Here is a 21,654-nt window from a genome sequence, read left to right on the forward strand (position 1 = left end):
CAACGCACGCCTCACCAGCAAGCTCGGCGAATCCGCGGTGAGAAAAAGCTGGAACAGCAACTGCACGACTATGCCGGCAAACCGGTCGGCGTGCCGATACGCAGCACCGCCGGGATGGCCCAGGTGCTGGCTGGCAACCCTTTTCCGAAAGCACCAGGCAAGCGCGTGGTGGCGATCTTTCTCGACGCTGACGCGCGATGACGCTCGCAAGCTCCGGCAGGCTGGCGGCACAAAACAGGATCGCCACGCCCCGACGATGGGAGGCGAGGGAGGGCCTACTTGGCAGCAAAGCGGCGCCAAGGATTTCTCAAATTCTGTGACGCACGTCACACACTGCGACGTACAAGCGTGCGATTTCACGGGCCGTCATAAAGACGCAATGCGAAACAGCCAACGAACGGGCCGAAAATCCGACCCTTTGCGTGACGCCAAATCCTTGTACCACCCCGCCCGGGAGGCATTCGCAGACAGGGAGTTCAGCTATGGATGCGATCCACTCCAAGAGCGTGTTCGTGTACGGACAAGTCAAATGCGCCCTGCGGTCGGGGCGCTATGCCCCCGGGCAGCGGATCGATCCAGCCGTGATTGCCGCGGAGTTCAACACCAGCCCCACGCCCGTCCGATTCGCCCTTTACCGGCTGGTCGGCGAAGCGCTGCTGGTCGATCATGCCCGCAGTGGGCTGCACGTTCCGCTGCTCACCGAAGTCGCCATGCGCGATCTCTATGACTGGATGGAGCGCCTGTTGTCGATGGCATGCGACATCGGCGTGGCGCCGACGGCCCGGAAGACAGAGCTGCTGGAGCTTGCCTCCGCCGACGACGACCTGGTCAAGCTGACCTGGCAACTGTTCGACGCCATCGCCCGCGCGACAGCCCAAGGGTTCCTGCACCATGCCGTGAAGCAGGCCAACGACCGGCTGGCGCCGATACGCCGGGCCGCGCAAGGGTTGTTCGGGAACCGCTTCGAAGAGCTTACGGAGCTGAACCGGCACTGGCAGGCTCGCGACATGCGGACCCTGAAATCCGCACTGCACGACTATCACGAGCGCCGCAAGCAACTCGTGCCGTGCATCGTGGCCCTGCTGAGCGAAGGCAGCGACTACCTTCACTAGACCTCGCCGACGTGCCCTGCCGGCGGGTCCGCCTTGCGCGACCACGGCGGTTGCCCGCTTCGGCCGCTGCCCTGCCAGCAAGCGGGCCTTAGGCAGCCGCTTTTCGGGGCCCGGAAGATGCCAGGGTTCCGGGCGCAGGTTTTCGTCTGCGCCGCGGAACGTGGCTCGCCTGGACCTCAGGCCGTTTTCTTGGCCGCTTTCCTGGCAGCGGTCTTTGCAACTTTCCTGGCCGCGCCCTTCCTGGCGGCCTTCGCCGGAGCCGCCTTGGGTGCGCCCTCGATCAGGAGGCTCTCGGCGGTGGTGCCGCGCTTCTTCAGCGCCTGAACGAACCACAGCGGCCGCTTGCCACGGCCCGACCACGTCTGGGCGGCGTTCGCAGGGTTGCGGTACTTGGGGGCCACTACCGACTTCGGCCCCTTGGCGCCCTTGCCACCACGTGCCGGATACACGTCGGCCAGGGTGAGGCCGCTGCTTTTCAGCAGGCGCTCGATTTTTTCCCGTACCTCTTTGACGTGATTGGCATGGGCAGCCTGCATCTGCGATTGGGCATCGGCGATGAGCGCTTTGAGTTCGGTAGGGGACAGCGTTTCAAGATTAATGGCCATGATTGTGCTCTTCGGCAGTGGGTCAAAAACGGGAGTCTATCCGAGTGAACAGGAATTTACCTACAAAAAGAAGAGGCATTCCCCTACACGTCGTCCGTTTGCTTCACGGCCTGAGTGGCGATGCGTGGATGAGCGCCTTAGAACCGGCGCCGAAGAGCCTCACGTACAGCTCAGCCCGAAGCTGACCAGCGCCAGCGAGTCGATCACGAGCGGCAGGTTCGGGCGATCGAGTTCAGCGGTGCGCGTACTGCGCGGCCATGCCGCCAGCCGATGAAGCGTCGAAGCAGGGGCCCGGGATTGCAGGGCGGCCGTCGCGTTCCCGGAATAATCATCGAGTGACAGCGCAAAAATCATTTGAAAATCAAATTTTCCGACTTCTACGCTGCCTGCGTCATGGAACTGCCATGACGTGAACGTAGGAGATCGAGATGAACACGAACGAGAACATCCGCAACGACACACCGGAAGACGTCATCGAGCTCGGCGTTGCCAGTGTCGAGACCAGGGGAGTACTGCCAATTGGCAATGAGTTCATGGGCCATGCCACCACTCCGGGAATCACCGAGTAACAAACGCGAGGCGCACCATACGGTGCGCCTCGCACTCGGTTATGTGAAGGCGAAGATGACCAGTTACTCGCTCCGCGACGATCTCTCATTCTGCCTAGTCGATGGCCACCCGATCTTCCTGGACATGGGCGGCGATCGTTACTTCAGATTATCGGGCAGCATGGAGCGTGCCTTCATGGACTGGCTCGACAACGCCGGCACTGAAGCCGACATTGCACTACTTGTCGAGCGAAATATTCTCACAAACTTATCGACCCACTCGAGGGATCCATGCGGGCCGACACAGAAGCCGCGGCTGAGCGCACTGGAACTACCTTTCACCTCTGTTCCATGCAGCGTCCGGACCCTAGCCGAAGTCTTCGCCACGGTTAGCTGGACACAGATTGAGCTGAAGACAATTGGAATCAAGAGGACTGTCGAACGAGAGCTCAGAGCTGACGGCAGGCTGGGAAGAGCGGAGACCGAAAGCAGCCAGCCACAGCTGTTGGACGCTGCGCATAATTTTCTGGAAGCGAGAAGACTCATACCTCTCGGTACACGCTGTCTTCTCGATTCCCTCGCGATGGCTAAGTTTCTGAAGAGACGGCGCCTGTGCGTCAACGTCATAGTTGGTGTCACCTGCGACCCGTTCTCCGCTCACTGCTGGGTGCAGGCAGGGGATTTGGTGCTGAACGACACGCTGGGGAACGTCATGATCTACTCGCCCATCAGGGTGCTTTGATGCGGTACACCTATCTCGTGCTTGTCGATTGGAAGGAGCAGACGGGTCAAGCGGAGTACTCCGAACCTGTGGCACGCCTGAAGGAGAACGGGATACGACCGAGATGGCAGGCCGGCGCCTCTTGCGTCCTGGCATCGAGCGACACGCCTATCATTGACTTGTCGCAAAACGGATCGATCATCGGCGACCTTTACTTCCGCGATGGCGAGCGGATCGTTGAAGCGGGGCAGCTTCCTACGCTGACTTCCGTTCCCGCAGCCCGTGATTACATCCTGTCGAACTGCTGGGGCGACTACATCCTTGTACAGCCTGTACCGGGCGACTGGCGTGCCCTCACGGTGACGCGGAGCCCATCCCATGCGTGCGAGCTTCCATGCCTGTATACGTTGAATGCGAACGAGGGCTTCGTCACTTCCGATGTCACACTTGGGACCCGTGCAGGTCTTTATCATCGGCACGTTGACTATGAGTCCATCGCGTATCGCTTGATCTACCCGAACCTCAAAACGAGTCGAACGACGCTGTCGGGAATCAGCGAGCTACTTCCGGGTCTCACACTGCACCTACGCGATGGCAGCGCCGACCTAGCCCGCCACTGGGATCCATGGAACTTCGTCCGCCCGGATGTGCGCTACGAGGATCGCAACGAGGCCGCATCTGCAATACGAAGCAGCGTGGAGATGGTCGTCAAGTCACTGGCTGATCTCGACCAGTCGGTCCTCCTAGAGCTCTCAGGCGGGCTGGACTCCTCGATCATAGCGGCTTGCCTGAAACGCTCGAGCGCAAAAGTGAGCTGTGCGACGATGATGGCACCGGTACCGGGCGCCGATGAGCGTGAATATGCCGCGGCGGTTGCCGACATGCTGGGCGTGGAATTGCTCGAGACCGAGCTTGGATTCGACGATGCGGCATTCGATTTCCCGGTGCCTCACGAGCTTGTTTCACCGTCCGTGGGGCCACTTCAATATGCCGTGGACCGCCTCTTGCAGTCATCGGCAGCGCGCTGCGAAGCGAACAGTTTCTTCTCCGGCGCTGGTGGAGACGCCGTATTTGGCTACCTCACCAGCGCCGCACCTGCAGCCGACGCGTTCATGGCGGCAGGAATTGGTACCGGCCTGCGCTCCATCGTCGACCTCTCCACGTTTCATCAATGTACCTATTGGAAGGTAGGCCGCCTTGCGCTACGCAAAATGCTGCACAAGACCCAGCAATACAAGGCGGACTTCTACTTGGTCTCTCCGCGGTTGCACGCCCTGGAACCCGAGTTGCATCCTTGGTCGATACACCCGCCCTACGCTCTTCCCGGAGATAGGCAACGCATCGCCGACCTCAGCACGGCACAGGCCTACAAGGACACTGGCCTGCGCAGCTTCGTCAAGCCGATCAGGATGCCGCTTCTGTCGCAGCCAGTCATCGAGACGTGCCTGCGCGTTCCGAGCTGGATGTGGTTCCATGACGGGCAGAATCGCGCTGTTGCCAGGCAGGCGTTCTCGGAGCTGCTTCCACAGAAAGTCATCGCGAGGAAGAGCAAAGGCACACTCACTGCCTACCTAGGTGCACTCCATCGAAGAAGGAAGCATGAGATCACCAACTTCCTCGCCGACGGCCAACTGCAAGCGCATGGCCTTGTGGACGTCGACGCATTGCGCCGACTGGAGCAGCGCGAACAAGTCCCGGACGACGGGTCTTTCATGCGGCTGTTCCAGCTGTGCGCCTTGGAGAACTGGGTTCGACAGCAGCGCCAATAGCCCTGAACCGAGCGCTAGTGCGGCTGCACAGCAGGCAGGCCTTGGCGCATCTGTCGCCAAGTGGCGTACTGGCTGGCCTTTGCCGAATCCGCGTCTTCCTCGCCGAGCAGCCAGAACCGGAACCAGTCCAGATTCCGCTGGTAGACAGCCAGCTTGTGCCGAGGTTGCGACTTCTGATGCTGCTCATGGGGGAACACATATACATCGGCACGGTGCCTTCGAACGAGGGGCACTATAAAGTCCAGCGAGTACCTGAATTCCCGTTCGGGCATCTGCATCAGGACGGGAGCACGCATCCGCTCGATATGGTAGGTCGGCGACAGCTGCCGCCAGTGATCCGGCGTTTCCTCAAGGGTTCCGAGCTGCCAATAGCGACGCATGCGCGAGTGCTCCGCCTCCCCACCCAGGCTCATCATCAGGCTACCCATCGGAGTGACCACTGGCGAGCTCACTGATATGGCGCGAAGCAGATCGGAGTGTATCGCGGTCCATACGGCGACTTCGGATCCAAAGCTCAGCCCGCCCATGCCGACGCGGGTCGGATCAATGACCCCCTGCTTCGCCAGCATCGTCACCGCCTCCTCTACCGCCGACAGCCCTTGCTGATAGCGCGCGACCGCATCATCCGACAAGGGTGCAGCGTTTATGCAGAGTGCCGCGATGCCGCTCCCTGCAAAGGTGGCAAGGGGCCACTCGTCCCCTACGCTGCCGCGCAGAAAACCCGTACATCGGTAGTAGACGATAAACAGGGGTGGTGGCCTGCCGTCTCCCGCGGTCGAGGGATAGAACTGCCCGGTGTAACGCCTACCCTGCGCATCGGTCCAGGTGACGAATCGAACGCGTACAAACTTCTTCATGTCCTGAGCGAGCGTCTGGTTGGGAGCGAAGAGAACCGTCCGACTTCCCGATTCCAGATCGATACGTTCCAGCCTCGGTGGCACATCTGCTTCGGCAGCGACGCACACCAGGGCCGAGGCGGAGGCTGCACATGGCTCCGCCCCCCAGCGCCCACCTCCTGTGATCTGACCACGCGAGCGAACCACCGGCAGTACATCGCCGGTGACGACGTTCCAGCGAAAAATCGACTGTTCCAGTTCGCTGTCACGCTCGGACACGGTGAAGAGGATCTCGTCGCTTCCCGGTCGCCAGACGATGTCGGTGATCTGCTTGCCCGTGCATGGCTCGGCGGTGCATTTGACCAATCGGCCAGACTTTATGCCGGGCAGCATGGACAGGACAACAGAATGCTGGCCTGCCCGCCCCTGCTGATCGCTTTGCTCACGAAGCACCGCAATCCGCTTGCTTCCGCGATCCTCCGCAATCCGCAATATCTCGCCGTCAGCAGGCGGCAGATCGGCAGCCTTCACCGGAGCTACAGGGTGTCGACCCAATGCCAGCTCGGTCGTGACGCCGGTGGAAAGCTTCAACGCCTTCCAGTGGTCAGGCGCATCGGACAATAGCGGCAGACGCACACCGCCCCTGAGCCGTTGCGTCGCCAGGCGACCGTCCTGGAATCCCGAGCGGAACAGCGCTTCTCCAAGCATCACGGTCCGATCGATATGGACACCCCGGTCATACTCGGCAAGCTCGGCATCGCTGACCGCCTGGCGTGTGGCGCCGACACTGTAATAGAGCACCGAACCGTCAGGATTCAGCGAGAAGCTGCGCACGTTTGCGGTCCCGTGCGTGAGCTGCTCGGTACGCGAGCCGTCCACCGCCGCGCGCCAGACCTCGATCCGCGCGTCATGGACCGCACGGAAGAAGATCCACCTTCCGTCGGACGACCACACTGGCAGCTCCGGCTTGGACGACCCGCCGCCGTCCGACAGCATCTCGCCACCGTCCCCCAGACGCCTCGGTGGCGATGCGCCGTCAACAGGCTGTACATACCAGACCGTCTCATAGGTATTCCGCTCGATCGACGCCTGCTCGGTCCGAAAGGCAACCAGCCGCCCATCCGGTGAAACCGATACATTCTTGATGTCGACAACCTCGACAAGCTGGCGGATGGTCGCAGCGACTCCACAAGGAGCATGGAGAAGCAGACCCAGCAATCCCGCACACGCCACCGCGCGTACGGTCTCTACAGCAATTTTTCCGCTCATGATTACCTCGTAGTTAGGCCGGCACCACCCGGAAAAGCGGTGGCAGATCCCGTCCGGCATTCGGTCCCGCCCGCACCGCGGGTCACAAAGACCGTCACCACCGCTTGGATACGGACAAGCTCACGAATCGACCGATGGCCGAATAGTTGGTCGAGTCGTACGGCGGCTGATCCGGCGAAAGAACCACATAGGACGGCGGAGCCCGATTCAGCAGGTTCTGCGCGGACAGCGCCATCTCGATGCCTGACAGGACACCTGTCGATTGACTGGTGACGTAGCGCAACGTGGCATCGAACGTCGTGAACGAAGCCGTCTTGCGGCCACTCACCCGGTCCGTCACACCGCTTCTGTAGTTGGCAAAGGTGGAGGCTGAAAAGCCGCCCTGGTTCCACGCTGCACCAGCCCGAGCGTTGACCCTGGCGGGATTGAAGAGAGTCCCGGCCACGTCGTAGGGCGCCTGCGTGGCCGAGTTCTGCTGCGTGCTATCGAGCCAGGTTGCGGAACCGATCACCGTGAGCCTGCCGGCACCGAGCTCGAAGCGATTGGACGCACTTAGATCCAAGCCCTTGACGCGCTGACTGGCAACATTGACGTACTGGTTGTACAGGATGGCCACGACGTTATTCGGGTCGTATGGGAGGCCTGAGTAGTTGTAGAACGCGGCAGAAGAGTCGATCGCGCTCCGGGTCGCCTGCGGCGTCGGCGCGTAATCGATGAACTGGACATAGTCCGGGTTGCCGATCGCACGGCTGTAGTCGGTGATCGGCTGCACCACGCGGCTGGTGTAATCGACGTCGAACCAGGTCAGCTCCGCTTCCAGCCCCTTGAACGATTCCGGGTGGAACGCCAGGGAAATGCTCTTGGTGGTAGCGCGCTCTGGCTTCAGATCCGGATTGCCGCCAGAGAGTTCCAGCGCAGTGGCATTGGGCCCGCCAGTCGACCCACCGTAATAGCTTTCAGGATCCAACACGGCCGACTTGGCCTGGAAGCGCTGGAGCAGCGTCGGCGCCTTGAAGGACTTGCCCCAGGACACTTTCAGGGTGAAGTCCGCATTGGGGCCATAGATAAGGCCCACTTTGGGCGTGGCGACGCGGCCAAAACTGCTGTAGTCCTCTCCCCTCACCGCAGCCGTCAGATCCAGGCGACGGATGCCGATGATCCCCTGCTCCGACCCGACGAGGGGCAGGCTTAGTTCCGCATAGGCAAACCGACTGCTTTCCTCGCCCCGTGTGGTGTCGGTGCCCATCAGCAGGTTGTGTTGGGTGTACTCGTTCTTCCTGTAGCCAGCGCCGACTGCAAGGCGGGCATCGCCACCCGGCATGACCATCAGCGGCCCTTCCGCTCCCGCCTCCCAGGAGAGCGCGCGGTTGCAATAGCAGTCACGGACGAAGGTCTGGGACATGGACGAGCCGATGTCCACGATCGATTCTCGCGGGATGCTTTCATCCCTGCCCCAACTACCACCCATCGACAGTGTCCAGTCGCCTGGCAGCGAGATATCCAGGGTCGGTGCGACCAGAGAGGTCTTCGTTTCAGTGTTCACGTGAAAGTAGTAGGGCGCCAGGCCCGAGTTCCACGGATACATGTCCTGCGAACGGGTGGTCCTCAGGGCATCCAGCCGAAATTCCACCGATTCCCCGAACGACTGGTGTGCGCTGACCAGCCCACTGCGCAGTTCACTCTGCGGGTAGAGCGTATTGGGATCAAACATGTAGTCGGTGTAATCGCGCTGGCGCGCGTAGATCGGATCGGTGGAGGTGTCCAGGAAGGTGGCAAGCAGCCCGCCGTTGGACCAGCCGGCGCCGGCGGTGGCGGTGTACTCCCGCGTAGCCAATCCGCCATCGGTCGCGCCGCCATAGCGCACCCCGACCTTCGCCCCCTCGTAATCCCGCTTTAGGATGACGTTGCCCACTCCGCCAACCGCATCCGAGCCATAGATGGCCGAAGCCCCGTCCGGGACGATCTCGATGCGATCGACCGCCTCCACAGGAATGGCGCTGATGTCCACCGCCTGCACGAAGCCGCCATAGGAGAGGCGCCGCCCATCGAGTAGCGTGAGGGTCGCGTCCGGCCCCAGCCCGCGCAGATTCAGCGACGAGCCACCCGTGATGTTCTGGTTTGCAATGCCGCCTGCACCGGCTGTCGCCCCAACGACAACACCCGGGTTTTGCCCTCCACTGAAGTTCTGCGGCACGCTGCGGACGACCTCGCCGAGATCGGTGAAACCTTCCTGCTGAATTTGCTCGCTGCCGATCGTGATGACTGGTGATGGCGAGCTGCCGCCGCGGATGCGCGTCCCGGTGACGGTCACGGTCTGCAGGCTGGTTGCCGCTGACGCTGCAGACTTGTCGGTCGATTTTTCCGGTTGCGCTTTGCCCGGCGCCTTGGTCACCGGCGCCCTGCCCTGCATGACCGCGTCTGTCATGGTGTCCTGGGCCATGGCCCACTCGCTTGTGCCGGTGATGGCCACGAGCAAAGCAATGGAAATGGCGTTGCGTAGCGTGCGTGTCTTCATGCTGCGTCCTTTGCTTTCCCCTGATTGGCGCCTTGCTGGTCGCTGCTTGATCACAGGCTCGGATCGCACTTCAGCGCCTACACACCTGCCGCCAGCTAAGCCGCCATGTCTCTGTTTTCACCTCTCTCCGGCTCCGGCTGGATACATTTGCGCCGGATCACCAGCAAAAGGCCCCATAGCTACGATAAACGTAGCTTCGTTAACACTACGTTTTACGTAGTATCAATGTCAAGCGCCCACCGGGAAGCTGCTGCGTATCGAAACTGATATGCGCTTATGACCGAGAAGTGCCCGGCAACCATCTACGGCCGTCGCCTACGCGAGGCACGAAACAGCTATGGCTTCTCTCAGACGGAGTTGGGGGTAGCGGCAAGACTTGATCAGTCAGTAGCGAGCAGCCGCGTCAGCCGCTACGAGACGGGCAAGCACGAGGTGAAACTTGGGCTGCAGAAATTGTTCGCCAAGGCTTTGGCACTGCCCTTGAAATATTTCTACATCGAGGACGACGAGGAAGCACGACTGATCGCGGAAGCTTCGCGCAGCGACAAGCCGCTCAAGCTGAAAGAAGCGGTCAAGAGAAAGATCAAGGGAAAGTAGATCCCCAGATGGGAACGGACCCTCGCCATCCTCTTGGCTCTCGATCGCTGCATAAACGACGTGCTTGAGAAGTGCGGCCGCCGTGCGATCGGCTGTCATCATGCCCACTTGTTCGCACGCGCACCTGGACTTCTTGGCTCGCGATACGCTTATTACGTTTAACGTAGTATCGCATATGCGCGCGTATCTGGAAGCTTCCACACATGGAAGTTCAATACGCACGCGACCGTGGTTGAGAAGGGACCACTCCCTGTGTATAGCCGTCGGCTGCGCGAAGCACGCGAGGCCTACGGCATTTCACAGCGCGCCCTAGGAATTGAAGCCGGATTGGACGAATTCGTCGCCAGCACGCGGGTCAACCGCTATGAGACGGGTGTGCACCAGCCCGACTTGCAGACCCTTCAGCGCCTCGCAGCAATCCTCAAGCTACCAGTTGCCTACTTTTACGCCGAAGATGACGAGCTTGCGCAGTTGATTGCCAATTTCAAAGGACGAAGCAAGAGTAAGCGCTGATTACGCTGTCATGCCCACGTCAGTTCACCCTAAATGAAACACGGGTGCCTACCTTAGTTGTCGGAGACACCCTACAAGACGCCGGCTCCGCCGCTCATACCCGAAAGCGGCCAAGTTGCAGAAACATGGCAGCCATGGACGAGCATATCGACATGGACAGCCCGCTCTCCCGTGCCTACTGGTGCGGCAACTTCAGCTGCAGCGACGCAGAGCTGGCCAGCACAGTGCGCATCATGGGAAGCACAGCAGTGGGTCTTGTCGGGCTCTACCTAGCCACTCACAGCTCAGAACCCCGTGACGTCGATCAGCATGACCCGCCATGGACGCTTGACGAATGGGTCGGAGCCCGATCCACGGACTCTGCAACGCCTGGTGAAGGTTCTCAACTTCCAGGCGACTGAACCGCCCCGGCTTTCCCGGAAGCTGTTTGGTTTGAGTCACGCCGCCTTGGGCAGCGTGGCCTCGAAATCGACCGAAATCGGGACGGAGGAAGTTAAGCAGAAGGCCAGAGCACGATGAACTCAGGAACCAAACGATTCAACCTCCTCCGCCCCGGTTTCGGAAGTCCTTTCGCTATGCGGTCCAACGCATAAGTGCGTATTATGCGTCAGATCGCATAAAACTAAAATATGCGCCAAATCCGATATTGATGCTCTATCGGAAAGAGCGCATAGTGCGAGCAAGGAGGCCGTCATGCATGACCTTGCCCGCACCCCCAAGCAGACCGGAACCCACATCCGCCGACAGCGCAAGCGCTTGGGCCTGAGCCAGCGCGAACTGGGGGACCGCGCCGGTTTGCGGCAGGAAACGATCTCGTTGATCGAGAACGGCAATGCCGCGACGCGCCTGGACACCCTGCTGATGGTGCTGGCCGCACTCGACCTGGAACTCCAGATCGCTCCACGCAACCGCGACGACGACATCGGGGCCCTGATCGGATAATGGCCAGAGCCCGTCGCCATCCGCCGCTGCGCGTCTACCAGAACGATCAGCTGGTGGGTCATCTGCTCAAGGAGTCGGGCGGCGCGATCGAGTTCCGCTACGCCCAGGAGTGGCTGGACCGGCAAGGCGCCTTCCCGGTTTCGCTGTCGCTCCCCCTGCGCGAGGACACCTGGCGGGGCGAGCCCGTTGTCGCCGTGTTCGAGAACCTTCTGCCGGACTCGGCCGAGCTGCGCAAGCGCGTGGCCGAGAAGGTGGGTGCCGCCGGCTACGACGCCTACAGCCTGCTGGCCGAAATCGGCAGGGACTGCATCGGCGCGCTGCAATTCATTGCCGGCGATGCGGAGAAGTTGGACAGCACGGCCGCACCCACAGGCGAAACCGTCGACGACGAAGCCATCGAGCGCCTGCTCAACTCGCTGGCGCACGCACCGTTCGGCCTCTCCCGCGACGACGACTTCCGGATCTCGGTCGCTGGCGTGCAGGAGAAGACCGCCCTGCTCCGACTCGGCGACCAATGGCTCAAGCCGCACGGGACCACGCCGACGACCCACCTGTTCAAGACACCGATCGGCAAGCTGAAGAACGGGATGGACCTGTCCCACAGCGTGGAGAACGAGTTCTACTGTCTGCGGCTGCTCCAGCATCTCGGCCTGCCCGTCAACCATGCGCGGATCATGACCTTCGGCCGGACCAAGGCGCTGGTGGTCGAACGATTCGATCGCGTCTGGGACCACGACCGCCTGATCCGCCTGCCTCAAGAAGACTGCTGCCAGGCGCTGTCGGTTCCACCTGCACGCAAGTACCAGAACGAAGGCGGTCCCGGCATCGTCGAGCTCGCGAACCTGCTGAAGGGTGCCGACTCGCCGGCGGATGATCAACGGACGCTGTTCCAGGCGCAACTGGTCTTCTGGCTGATCGGGGCGACGGACGGGCACGCCAAGAACTTCAGCCTCTTCCTCCGCTCCGGCGGCCGGTATGCGCTTACACCACTCTACGACGTGTTGAGCACGCAACCCAACCTCGACGCACACGAGATCGAGCGCAAGCGGATGAAACTCGCGATGTCGGTCGGCACGCAGCGCCACTATCGCATCGACGAAGTCCAGATTCGGCACTTCTTCCAGACAGGCGAAGCGGCAAGACTCTCGCCCACGCTCCTGAAGCGTGCGATCGAAGACATCGCCCACCGGATGGACAAGGCTCTGGCGGCGCTCGAGGCCGACCTGCCGGCAGACTTCCCGCAACCACTGCACGCATCCATCAGCCAAGGCGCCCGACAACGGCTGCGGGTACTGCAAGCGGGCTTGAAACAGTAACTGCGCGATAGGCGGCAGCTCGAATTTCGCGACCTGCAGTGCCAACGGATCGTCGCCGCGTGGGATGTTCGTCCAAGCTGGAGGCCGGCCCGAAACCAGGACGGAGAAAGTTAAGCAGAAGGCCAGAGCACGATGAACCCAGGAACCCGGGGCGATTCAATCAATATTACGTATCACCCATTCGCCACGCTGACAGAATATTTCAGACACAAGCCCGTCTTGTTCGTTCCGAATCACAGGGCCGAAGCTGAAGCCATTCCCAACATTTCTCCGCAGAATAGAATTGAATTGACTTAAATTAATTCTCATTCTTTTGATCTCAATCCCACCTGGATAATCAAAGCCACGTACTGGAAAAGTGCAACCACCTGGCCATTCATGTCCTTCAAGCTGCCCTACAAGTATATACTGGCCATTGCCCACTATGTCATTTGACTTACACCATGCCAAGAAAGAATAATCGTTTATTACATTAGCGCCGCTTGATGCTGAGACTGCGCCGTATAAATATGGCTTATCAAGTACTCTGGAGTCGGAATAGTAATCAAGAATTTCCGAGCACCCAATTTTATTGAAATAACTTCTAATATCTAATGGAACGGTATGGGTTTCCGAGGCATTCAGAGAAAGGGTAATCAACATAAGCACCAAAATAAACAAAGTTTTCATACTCACCTCATGGCTTGACGCAGATGTTGGCATTGTGGCTGGGGAATAGTGCCAGGAGGGAGGCTTATCCCAGTCGGATCCGAAACATGGTTTTGAACCTCTTTCCAAGCTGTAATGGCATCTTCCCTGACAGCGGCCATAAACACGAACCATAAACGAAAAGGGCGGCATCGCTGCCGCCCTCTCGATCCATCAGCGCATCGCAAGCGCACTCACCCGCACTTGCTATACCCGCAATTCAGACAAGTCTGGCAGTTGTCCATCAGCACCAGCGCCTTGGTGTTGCACTTGTCGCACATCATCGAGCCAGGCGGAAAGGTGAGTGTGTCGGCGGACGCGGTTTCGGCCGGCGCGGCGGCCGCTGCACTCACTTCAGAGTTTTTTTTTGCGCCGAGTGCCTCGTAGGCCGCACGCTTCTCGGCGATCAGCTTGCGCGTCGCCTCGTCCATCTCCGGGTCGTGGATCAGCCCGATGTTCTTCATGTGCTGTTCCACCACCGAGCCGATCTCGGCGACGATGCTGGGCATGTAGACGCCGCCGGCCTTGAAGTAGCCGCCGCGGGGGTCGAACACGGCCTTGAGTTCTTCCACGATGAAGGTGACGTCGCCGCCCTTGCGGAACACGGCGGAGAGGATGCGGGTGAGCGCCACGATCCACTGGAAGTGGTCCATGTTCTTCGAGTTGATGAAGATCTCGAACGGGCGGCGCTGCTCGTACTTGGTGCCGGCGTTGAGCACGATGTCGTTGATGGTGACGTACAGCGCGTGCTCGAACAGCGGCGACTTGATCTTGAAGGTGGAGCCGACCAGGGTCTCGGGGCGTTCCACGCTTTCGTGCATCTGGATCACTTCGGCCATCGGCGTCTCTTTCGGCGCGGCGGCAGTGACCGTGGGGGCGGCAACCTTGTCTTCGGGCTTGACCACGTTGTAGCCGGTGATCTTCTTGTCGATCTTGATCGCCATGGTGTTCGCTTCTTTTCTTATAGGGTGTTGGCGCCGGTGTGGACGCGGCGTGCGGCGAGATCATCCGGCCCGGCGCGACGGCCGGGCCGGATGAGGGTGTTGCCTACTTCCGTTTTGCGGCGGCCTTCCTGGCGGCAGGCTTGCGCGCTGCCGGCTTGACGCCCGCCTTCTTGCTGGCAGTGGACCTCTTGGCCGTCTTGGCGACGGCTTTCCTGCTGGCGGACTTCTTCGCTGCCGCCTTCTTCGGCGCGGCCTTCTTGCTGGCCGTCTTCTTGCTGCTGACCTTCTTTGCGGCCTTGGCGGCTTTCTTCTTCGCTACCTTGGCGACTTTCCTGGCGACCTTCTTCACCGCCTTCTTCGCGGCGCCGGCTTTCCTGGCGACCTTCTTGACGGCTTTCTTAGCAGCGGCCTTCTTCACCGCCGCTTTCTTCGCAACCTTCTTGGCCGTTTTCTTCACGGCTTTCTTGGCGGCAGCCTTCTTCGGCGCGGCCTTTTTTGCAGCAGCCTTCTTGGGCGCTGCCTTCTTCTTGGCGGCGGCCTTCTTCGGCGCTGCCTTCTTGGCCGCGGCCTTCTTCGGAGCGGCCTTCTTCTTCGCTGCCGGCTTCTTCGCCGGTGCGGGTGCGGCGACCGGGGCGGCCGGCGGCGGCACTTCCGGCAGGACCGGCAGGACGACGGCGGGCGCCTCGGCGGCGGCCGGCGTGGCGTTGGTGTCTTTCACTTCAATTTCGTTATCGATGGACATGCTGGTGTTCCCCTCCGGTGGACCGCTTGAGTTGCCGCCCGCGGCTGCATGGGCGGCGGTTCAGAACTTGCCGTAGTAGCCTTCCTTCAAGGCATCGAAGAGGTTGGCGGCAGAGTGCATTTCGCCGTCGTACTCCACCTGCTCATTGCCTTTCAGTTCGACAACGCTACCGTCTTCGAGCTCGAAGCGGTAGAGGGTGTTTTCAAGGTCCGCTTCCTTGACCAGCACGCCCTGGAACGCGGCGGGGTTGAAGCGGAACGTGGTGCATCCCTTCAGGCCCTGCTTGTAGGCGTAGAAGTAGATGTCCTTGAAGTCCTCGTAGGGGTAGTCGGTGGGCACGTTCGCGGTCTTGGAGATCGACGAATCGATCCACTTCTGCGAGGCGGCCTGGATGTCCACGTGCTGTTTCGGGCCAATGTCGTCGGCGGCGACGAAGTAGTCCGGCAGCTTGTTGGCCGGATCGTCGCTGGAGACCTTGGCGTCGGCGTTGATCAGGGCGCGGTAGGCCAGCAGCTCGTAGCTGAGCACCTCGACCTTTTCCTTGGTCTTCCTGCCCTCGCGGATCACGTTGCGCGAATAGCTGTGGGCGAAGCTGGGCTCGATGCCGTTGCTGGCGTTGTTGGCCAGGCTGAGCGAGATGGTGCCGGTGGGCGCGATCGAGCTGTGGTGGGTGAAGCGCGCGCCGGTCTCGGCCAGCTGCTCGACCAGGTTCGGCGCCACCGTGGCGATGCGCTGCATGTAGCGGCTGTACTTCGCGTGCAGCACGCGGCCGGGGATGGCGTCGCCGACCTTCCAGCCGTCGGCCGCCATTTCCGGGCGCTTGCGCAGCATGTCGCCGGTGACGGTGTAGTCGCGCAGCAGGATCGGCGCGGCGCCCTTTTCCTTGGCCAGCTCCAGCGCGACTTCCCAGCCGGCCACCGCCATCTCGCGCGAGACGTCTTCGGTGAAGCTCACCGCGTCGGCCGAGCCGTAGCGCATCTTCAGCATGGTCAGCGTGGACCCCAGGCCGAGGAAGCCCATGCCGTGGCGGCGCTTGCCCATGATCTCGTTGCGCTGCTGCTCCAGCGGCAGGCCATTGATCTCGACCACGTTGTCGAGCATGCGGGTGAACACCTTGACCACTTCGCGGTATTCGTCCCAGTCGAAGCGCGCCTTCGGGCCGAACGGGTCGCGCACGAAGGTGGTCAGGTTGACCGAGCCGAGCAGGCACGAGCCGTACGGCGGCAAGGGCTGTTCGCCGCAGGGGTTGGTGGCGCGGATGTGCTCGCACCACCAGTTGTTGTTCATCTCGTTGACCTTGTCGATCAGGATGAAGCCGGGCTCGGCGTAGTCGTACGTCGAGACCATGATCATGTCCCACAGGTGCCGCGCGCGGATGTGGCCGTAGATCTTGCAGGCGACCAGGCCGTCCTCGCGGTCGACGTAGTTCTCGTGGGTGGGCCACTCGCGCCAGACCACCTGGGCCGGGTCGGCCAGGTCGATCTCGTCCTGTTCCTTCACGTGCACCGGGAACACCAGCGGCCAGTCCTGGTCGTGCTCCACCGCCTGCATGAAGCCGTCGGTGATCAGCAGGCTCAGGTTGAACTGGCGCAGCCGGCCGTCCTCGCGCTTGGCGCGGATGAATTCCTTGACGTCCGGATGACCGATGTCGAAGGTGCCCATCTGCGCGCCGCGTCGGCCGCCGGCCGACGACACGGTGAAACACATTTTGTCGTAGATGTCCATGAAGGACAGCGGGCCCGAGGTGTACGCGCCGGCGCCGGACACGTACGCGCCGCGCGGGCGCAGCGTGGAGAATTCGTAGCCGATGCCGCAGCCGGCCTTCAGGGTCAGGCCGGCCTCGTGCACCTTCTCCAGGATGTCGTCCATCGAGTCGCGGATGGTGCCGGAGACGGTGCAGTTGATGGTGGAGGTAGCCGGCTTGTGCGCCAGCGCGCCGGCGTTGGAGGTGATCCGGCCGGCCGGGATCGCGCCACGGCGCAGCGCCCACAGGAAACGCTCGTACCAGTGGCCGCGCAGCTCGTCGCTGGCCTCCACGTCGGACAACGCACGCGCCACGCGCTGGTAGGTCTCGTCGATGGTGGCGTCGACCGGCTCGCCGGACTTCGCCTTCAGGCGATACTTCTTGTCCCAGATGTCGTAGGACGCCGGCTGCAGCGGAATTTCCACGGCGGCGTCGCGATGGGCGGCTGGATTCATGCTTGAACCTGGGTTCGCGCTGGGGACTGAACTGGTGGCTGGTGCACGCGCTGTGCTCATCGGCTTCTAAGACCTCTCGCTGCGACCTTGCGGCCGGCGTTGTTTTTTATTTGATACGGCAATGTCGCTCACGCCGTGTTGGCGACACCTGAAGGGCCAGCGGGGATAGCCCCGCGGCCCTTGCGCCAGCTGATTCCCGACGGCAACGACTCTCCCCAAGAGTGCGACGGTCGACACCAGTGCTTGTCTTGGCGCCGTCTCGTGAACACAAGATGTTGTGATTGATGTCGGGTAGGCAAGGTAACCCTCCTCGCGGCTGGTTGTAAAGTCCCGCAAGCACACGCGGCCATGCGGAACCGTGGCGCCGCGCCCCGGTCGAAGCAGCGCCGTTTTTTGCCGCTTGAGGAGGACCCCATGTTGCAGTTGCCTTCCCGCCCTGCGTCCTGGTTGACCAGCTTGCTGACGGTGGCCGTCATCGCCTTCGCCAGCGTGTCGGCCGGTGGCCGCGCGGCCACCTTGCCGGCAGCGGTCGGCGGCCAGCCGCTGCCGTCGCTGGCACCGATGCTGACGCGGGTGACGCCGGCGGTGGTGAACATCTCCACCACCACGCGGGTGCAGGTGCGCGACGCGTATTTCGACGACCCGATGGTGCGCCAGTTCTTCGGCCTGCCGGCGACGCCGCGCGAGCGGGTCGAGCAGAGCCTGGGCTCGGGCGTGATCGTGGACGCGGCGAAGGGCTACGTGCTGACCAACAACCACGTGGTCGGCGGCGCCGACGACATCAGCGTGACGCTGCAGGACGGGCGCACGTTCAAGGGCAAGCTGCTCGGCACCGACCCGGCCACCGACGTGGCGGTGGTGCAGATCCCGGCGCAGAACCTCAAGGCGCTGCCGCTGGCGGATTCGTCCGCGCTGCAGGTGGGCGACTACGTGGTGGCGGTGGGCGACCCGTTCGGGCTGGGCCAGACGGTCACCGCCGGCATCGTCTCGGCGCTGGGCCGCTCCGGCCTCGGCAACTCGGGCTACCAGAACTTCATCCAGACCGACGCCTCGATCAACCCGGGCAACTCCGGCGGCGCGCTGGTCAACCTGCGCGGCGAACTGGTCGGCATCAACACCATGATCTTCTCGCCGTCCGGCGGCAACGTGGGCATCGGCTTCGCGATCCCCAGCAACCTCACCAGCGAGGTAATGGCGCAGCTGCTGGCGCACGGCAAGGTGCAGCGCGGCAGCCTGGGCGTGCAGACCCAGGCGATCACCCCGCGCATCGCCAAACTGCTCGGGCTGAAGGACAGCAACGGCGTGGTGGTCACCGGCGTGGCTGACGGTTCGGCCGCCGCGCACGCCGGCCTGCAGCCGGGCGACGTGCTGACCACACTGAATGGCAAGGCGCTGCACAGCGTGCAGGAACTGAACAACGCCGAAGGCCTGCTGCCGCTGGGCAGCACGTTGCGCCTGGGCGTGCTGCGCGAAGGCAAGGTGCGCGAGGTCAGCGCCACGCTCACCGCAGAGAAGCTGGCCAGCGTCGACGGCGGCCAGCTCGACCCGCGCCTGGCCGGCGTGCGCTTCAGCGAACTGAGCCAGAACCAGCGCAACCAGGGCTGGTACGGCGCGGCGATCAGCGCGGTGCAGCCGGGCAGCCGCGCGGCACGCGCCGGGCTGAGTACCGGCGACGTGGTGATCGGCGTGGGCAACCAGCGCATCACCAGCCTGCACATGCTGCGCGGGCTGGCCGGGGTGAAGCCGCGCCAGCTGGTGCTGGTGGTCGCCGACGACGACGGCGCGCGCTACGTGGTGGTCAACTGAGAGGTCGCGGATTTTCCGGCCTCCCGGACCGGCCATGGCGAGGGCGGGATGCCCGAGTCGAGACAACGCGGGAGCCGGTGCCCGATGGCCGGGCGCAGATCCGTCACGCAGGCGACGGATCCGCGCGAACGCGTTCGGGCATGTGCCGGACGCGCGGATGGAAAATTCCACGGGATGCAGGATTTTCCCCAGGTTCCCGCCCGGGCAAGCCGTTCAGGCGAAAGCGTGGCCGGGATCGCCCCCAAGCCGTGTCGCGGCGCACAGCTTGGGCGCCTGCCGCCGCGCAAACCCATGAAGGCGCTTGATGTTCTGCATTCAGGCCGATGAAATATCCTCGCCGTTTCATCCTGCATGCGCCTGCGAGGCGCCATACTCGCGCCTTCCCTTCCACAGCCAAGTCACGTCGAGACTCCTCACCATCATGTCTGTCCGCCTTGCCCGCCTGTTGTCCATCACCCTGATCGGGGCCTGCCTCGCCACTCCCGCGTTCGCCAAGAGCAAACCGAAGGCGCATGCCAGCGCCCCGGCCAAGAGCAGCCTGGTCTGGCGCGGCGACGTCGCCACCGCGAACGGCGTGGTCAACGAAGTGGCGAAGGCGTGGGAGAAGGCCGGCCACGGACGGATCGAACTGCAGCCGTTCAACACCGCCTCGGGCATCGATGCGGTGGCCTCGGGCAGCGCCGACCTGGCCGGCAGCGCGCGCGCCAGCGACAACAGCGCACAGAACGCGAACCTCACCTTCACCCCGGTGGCGTGGGATGCGCTGGTGATCATCACGCAGTCGTCCAACCCGATCCGCAACCTCACCCTGAAGCAGGTGCACGACATCTACTACGGCCGCATCCACAACTGGAGCGAAGTCGGCGGCAACAACGCGCCGATCGACGTGTACGCGGTGGCCAGCCCCGGCGACGGCGTGGAATACAGCCTGCGCAGCCTGCTGTTCGGCCGCGGCAACCAGCCGGTGGCGGCCCCACGCCTGTACGTCAACACGCGCAAGCTGGAGGAAGGCATCGCGCTGAACCCGAACGGCTTGGGCGTGAGCACCCTGGCCAGCATCAGCGGCAACCCGAAGCTCAAGGCGATCCCGATCAACGGCAAGCCGGCCACCGCCGCCAACATCGCCGACGGCAGCTACCCGCTGTTCACTCCGCTGTACCTGGTGACCAACCCGCGCAGCCCGAAGGCCGCCCAGGCGCAGGCCTTCATCGACTTCATGCAGACCGAGCCGGCCAAGGCGGCGCTGCGCAAGCACGCGGTGCTGCCGTACCAGGGCGACGGCGCGCTGGTGGCGCTGGACGCCTCGCGGCGCAGCCGGATCCTGGCCGAGGTCGGCGCGCGCCCGGTCACCGGCACGCCGGTGTCGGCGCCGGGCGCCACCTACGCCGCGCGCGCCGCGATCGCGCCGACCTCGCCCGATACCGTGGCGGCCCGGCAGGCGGTCGAGCGCCGCCGCGCCGAAGCGCAGGACAACGCCCGCCTGAGCCGCATCCAGGGCAGCGTGAGCGACGTCACCGTCACCAGCGCGGACCATGCGAGCGGCAGCGCCACCACGCGCGAACAGGCCGCGGGCACGGACTTCGGCAAGGTCGACGCGGACGCCCGCCAGGCCGTGACCACCTACAAGGTGGCCAAGGGCGACACGCTGTCGACGATCGCCAAGCGGCATTCGGTCGAGGTGACCCAGCTGCGCGAGTGGAATCACCTGAAGAACGACCAGATCAAGCTGGGCCAGGTGCTGCGCATCCGCAACCGCTGAGCCTGCGCGGACGTGCCGATCCTCGCGCTGACGCTCGACCTCGACGACACCTTGTGGCCGGTGCTGCCGGCGCTGGAACGCGCCGACCAGGCGGTGGATGCCTGGCTGCGGCAACATCACCCCGAGGTCGCCCGCGCCTGGCCGATCGCAGCCATGCGCGAACTGCGCATGCGGGTGGCCGCCGAGCGGCGGGACCTGGCGCACGACTTCACCCGCCAGCGCCAGCTCACCCTGCAGCACGCGTTCGCCGCCTGCGGCGTGGACGACGCGCCGGTGGCAGCGCTGTGGGAAATCTACTTCGCTGCGCGCAATAGCGTGGAGCTGTATCCGGACAGCCTGCCCGCGCTGGAACGGATCACCGCGCGCTGGCCACTGGCCAGTTTGACCAACGGCAACGCCGACCTGCAACGCATCGGCATCCACGCCCACTTCGCCCACCACATTTGCGCGCGCGACAGCGGCGTGGCCAAGCCCGACCCGCGGATCTTCCTGGCCGCGGCCGAACGGCTGGGCGTGGCACCCGGGCAGCTCCTGCACGTCGGCGACGACCCGGCCATGGACATCGCCGGTGCCCGCGACGCCGGCCTGCGCACCGCCTGGATCAACCGCGAAGGCCTGCCCTGGCCGACCGAGCTGGGCGCTCCGCCGGAACTGGACCTGCGCGACCTGACCACGCTCGCCGACTGGCTCGACGCGCAGGCGGCTGCGACCAAGGGCCCATAGGCAGCCCCGGACAATGCGCGCATCATTGCCGATTGACCCTTGCACCGCCGC

Annotated in this window: 19 protein-coding genes; 11 read left to right on the top strand and 8 right to left on the bottom strand. The window is 63.2% G+C overall.

The features are described from left to right. Positions 1-482: 482 nt before the first annotated feature. Positions 483-1,112, top strand: a complete 630-nt coding sequence (locus tag R5H19_RS15080) for a GntR family transcriptional regulator (protein WP_318159859.1) — start codon at positions 483-485, stop codon at positions 1,110-1,112. Positions 1,113-1,288: 176 nt separating this feature from the next. Here R5H19_RS15080 and R5H19_RS15085 read toward each other — a convergent pair whose 3' ends face one another. Both R5H19_RS15085 and R5H19_RS15090 read right to left on the bottom strand, forming a co-directional pair. After that, entirely contained in the window at positions 1,289-1,717 is a 429-nt protein-coding gene (locus R5H19_RS15085; protein ID WP_318159860.1) for an H-NS histone family protein, read from the bottom strand. Between the two features lie 159 nt (positions 1,718-1,876). Further along, entirely contained in the window at positions 1,877-2,071 is a 195-nt protein-coding gene (locus tag R5H19_RS15090; RefSeq protein WP_318159861.1) for a hypothetical protein, read from the bottom strand. A gap of 74 nt (positions 2,072-2,145) precedes the next feature. Here R5H19_RS15090 and R5H19_RS15095 point away from each other — a divergent pair, with 74 nt between their 5' ends. The 3 genes from R5H19_RS15095 to R5H19_RS15105 are packed head-to-tail and all read left to right on the top strand — an operon-like array spanning position 2,146 to position 4,755. Continuing rightward, a complete protein-coding gene (locus R5H19_RS15095) occupies positions 2,146-2,286 on the top strand; it encodes a benenodin family lasso peptide (RefSeq protein WP_318159862.1) in 141 nt (46 codons plus the stop codon). Positions 2,287-2,341: 55 nt separating this feature from the next. Then, a complete protein-coding gene (locus R5H19_RS15100; protein ID WP_318159863.1) occupies positions 2,342-3,007 on the top strand; it encodes a lasso peptide biosynthesis B2 protein in 666 nt (221 codons plus the stop codon). After that, positions 3,007-4,755, top strand: coding sequence for an asparagine synthase-related protein (locus R5H19_RS15105; protein ID WP_318159864.1), 1,749 nt, complete (start codon positions 3,007-3,009; stop codon positions 4,753-4,755). The genes R5H19_RS15100 and R5H19_RS15105 overlap by 1 nt, the downstream gene beginning before the upstream one ends. Before the next feature lie 14 nt (positions 4,756-4,769). Here R5H19_RS15105 and R5H19_RS15110 read toward each other — a convergent pair whose 3' ends face one another. Together R5H19_RS15110 and R5H19_RS15115 are read right to left on the bottom strand one after the other, a co-directional pair. Then, positions 4,770-6,860 (bottom strand): Atxe2 family lasso peptide isopeptidase, encoded by a 2,091-nt coding sequence (locus R5H19_RS15110; RefSeq protein WP_318159865.1) that lies wholly within the window; start codon positions 6,858-6,860, stop codon positions 4,770-4,772. Positions 6,861-6,954: 94 nt separating this feature from the next. Beyond that, positions 6,955-9,375 carry a TonB-dependent receptor gene (locus tag R5H19_RS15115; protein WP_318159866.1) on the bottom strand — a complete coding sequence of 807 codons (2,421 nt, stop codon included), beginning with the start codon at positions 9,373-9,375 and terminating at the stop codon, positions 6,955-6,957. 276 nt (positions 9,376-9,651) lie between these two features. Between R5H19_RS15115 and R5H19_RS15120 the strand changes: the two genes are divergently transcribed. From R5H19_RS15120 to R5H19_RS15135, 4 genes are all read left to right on the top strand, one after another. Next, positions 9,652-9,972, top strand: a complete 321-nt coding sequence (locus R5H19_RS15120) for a helix-turn-helix transcriptional regulator (RefSeq protein ID WP_318159867.1) — start codon at positions 9,652-9,654, stop codon at positions 9,970-9,972. A 252-nt stretch (positions 9,973-10,224) separates the two neighbouring features. Then, positions 10,225-10,485, top strand: coding sequence for a helix-turn-helix transcriptional regulator (locus R5H19_RS15125; protein WP_081491652.1), 261 nt, complete (start codon positions 10,225-10,227; stop codon positions 10,483-10,485). A 693-nt stretch (positions 10,486-11,178) separates the two neighbouring features. Beyond that, positions 11,179-11,427, top strand: a complete 249-nt coding sequence (locus R5H19_RS15130) for a helix-turn-helix domain-containing protein (RefSeq protein WP_318159868.1) — start codon at positions 11,179-11,181, stop codon at positions 11,425-11,427. Then, on the top strand, positions 11,427-12,743 hold the full coding sequence (locus R5H19_RS15135; RefSeq protein ID WP_318159869.1) for a type II toxin-antitoxin system HipA family toxin: 1,317 nt from the start codon (positions 11,427-11,429) through the stop codon (positions 12,741-12,743). The genes R5H19_RS15130 and R5H19_RS15135 overlap by 1 nt, the downstream gene beginning before the upstream one ends. Before the next feature lie 156 nt (positions 12,744-12,899). Here the strand turns inward: R5H19_RS15135 and R5H19_RS15140 are convergent, their stop codons facing one another. From R5H19_RS15140 to R5H19_RS15155, 4 genes are all read right to left on the bottom strand, one after another. Continuing rightward, on the bottom strand, positions 12,900-13,412 hold the full coding sequence (locus R5H19_RS15140; protein WP_318159870.1) for a hypothetical protein: 513 nt from the start codon (positions 13,410-13,412) through the stop codon (positions 12,900-12,902). 212 nt (positions 13,413-13,624) lie between these two features. Next, the gene (locus R5H19_RS15145) at positions 13,625-14,374 is read right to left on the bottom strand and encodes an NrdJb (RefSeq protein ID WP_318159871.1); all 750 of its coding nucleotides are present in this window, start codon (positions 14,372-14,374) and stop codon (positions 13,625-13,627) included. 103 nt (positions 14,375-14,477) lie between these two features. Then, the gene (locus tag R5H19_RS15150; RefSeq protein ID WP_318159872.1) at positions 14,478-15,116 is read right to left on the bottom strand and encodes a hypothetical protein; all 639 of its coding nucleotides are present in this window, start codon (positions 15,114-15,116) and stop codon (positions 14,478-14,480) included. A gap of 60 nt (positions 15,117-15,176) precedes the next feature. Then, positions 15,177-17,315, bottom strand: a complete 2,139-nt coding sequence (locus R5H19_RS15155) for an adenosylcobalamin-dependent ribonucleoside-diphosphate reductase (protein ID WP_318159873.1) — start codon at positions 17,313-17,315, stop codon at positions 15,177-15,179. A 414-nt stretch (positions 17,316-17,729) separates the two neighbouring features. On the opposite strand from R5H19_RS15155, the gene R5H19_RS15160 reads away from it, so the two are divergent. The 3 genes from R5H19_RS15160 to R5H19_RS15170 all read left to right on the top strand — a co-directional run bounded on the left by R5H19_RS15160 (position 17,730) and on the right by R5H19_RS15170 (position 21,603). Then, positions 17,730-19,121, top strand: a complete 1,392-nt coding sequence (locus R5H19_RS15160) for a DegQ family serine endoprotease (protein ID WP_318159874.1) — start codon at positions 17,730-17,732, stop codon at positions 19,119-19,121. Between the two features lie 421 nt (positions 19,122-19,542). Next, positions 19,543-20,880, top strand: coding sequence for a substrate-binding domain-containing protein (locus tag R5H19_RS15165; RefSeq protein ID WP_318159875.1), 1,338 nt, complete (start codon positions 19,543-19,545; stop codon positions 20,878-20,880). A gap of 12 nt (positions 20,881-20,892) precedes the next feature. Continuing rightward, positions 20,893-21,603, top strand: coding sequence for an HAD family hydrolase (locus R5H19_RS15170; protein WP_318159876.1), 711 nt, complete (start codon positions 20,893-20,895; stop codon positions 21,601-21,603). Positions 21,604-21,654: the final 51 nt, after the last annotated feature.

The sequence above is a fragment of the Rhodanobacter sp. KK11 genome (genome assembly GCF_033345435.1).
Lineage (GTDB): Bacteria > Pseudomonadota > Gammaproteobacteria > Xanthomonadales > Rhodanobacteraceae > Rhodanobacter.

Bases quoted from the DNA above. Each gene is read 5' to 3' on its own strand.
- R5H19_RS15080 (WP_318159859.1), top strand. From the start codon at position 483: ATGGATGCGATCCACTCCAAGAGCGTGTTCGTGTACGGACAAGTCAAA.
- R5H19_RS15085 (WP_318159860.1), bottom strand. From the start codon at position 1,717: ATGGCCATTAATCTTGAAACGCTGTCCCCTACCGAACTCAAAGCGCTC.
- R5H19_RS15090 (WP_318159861.1), bottom strand. From the start codon at position 2,071: ATGATTTTTGCGCTGTCACTCGATGATTATTCCGGGAACGCGACGGCC.
- R5H19_RS15095 (WP_318159862.1), top strand. From the start codon at position 2,146: ATGAACACGAACGAGAACATCCGCAACGACACACCGGAAGACGTCATC.
- R5H19_RS15100 (WP_318159863.1), top strand. From the start codon at position 2,342: ATGACCAGTTACTCGCTCCGCGACGATCTCTCATTCTGCCTAGTCGAT.
- R5H19_RS15105 (WP_318159864.1), top strand. From the start codon at position 3,007: ATGCGGTACACCTATCTCGTGCTTGTCGATTGGAAGGAGCAGACGGGT.
- R5H19_RS15110 (WP_318159865.1), bottom strand. From the start codon at position 6,860: ATGAGCGGAAAAATTGCTGTAGAGACCGTACGCGCGGTGGCGTGTGCG.
- R5H19_RS15115 (WP_318159866.1), bottom strand. From the start codon at position 9,375: ATGAAGACACGCACGCTACGCAACGCCATTTCCATTGCTTTGCTCGTG.
- R5H19_RS15120 (WP_318159867.1), top strand. From the start codon at position 9,652: ATGACCGAGAAGTGCCCGGCAACCATCTACGGCCGTCGCCTACGCGAG.
- R5H19_RS15130 (WP_318159868.1), top strand. From the start codon at position 11,179: ATGCATGACCTTGCCCGCACCCCCAAGCAGACCGGAACCCACATCCGC.
- R5H19_RS15135 (WP_318159869.1), top strand. From the start codon at position 11,427: ATGGCCAGAGCCCGTCGCCATCCGCCGCTGCGCGTCTACCAGAACGAT.
- R5H19_RS15140 (WP_318159870.1), bottom strand. From the start codon at position 13,412: ATGAAAACTTTGTTTATTTTGGTGCTTATGTTGATTACCCTTTCTCTG.
- R5H19_RS15145 (WP_318159871.1), bottom strand. From the start codon at position 14,374: ATGGCGATCAAGATCGACAAGAAGATCACCGGCTACAACGTGGTCAAG.
- R5H19_RS15150 (WP_318159872.1), bottom strand. From the start codon at position 15,116: ATGTCCATCGATAACGAAATTGAAGTGAAAGACACCAACGCCACGCCG.
- R5H19_RS15155 (WP_318159873.1), bottom strand. From the start codon at position 17,315: ATGAATCCAGCCGCCCATCGCGACGCCGCCGTGGAAATTCCGCTGCAG.
- R5H19_RS15160 (WP_318159874.1), top strand. From the start codon at position 17,730: ATGTTGCAGTTGCCTTCCCGCCCTGCGTCCTGGTTGACCAGCTTGCTG.
- R5H19_RS15165 (WP_318159875.1), top strand. From the start codon at position 19,543: ATGTCTGTCCGCCTTGCCCGCCTGTTGTCCATCACCCTGATCGGGGCC.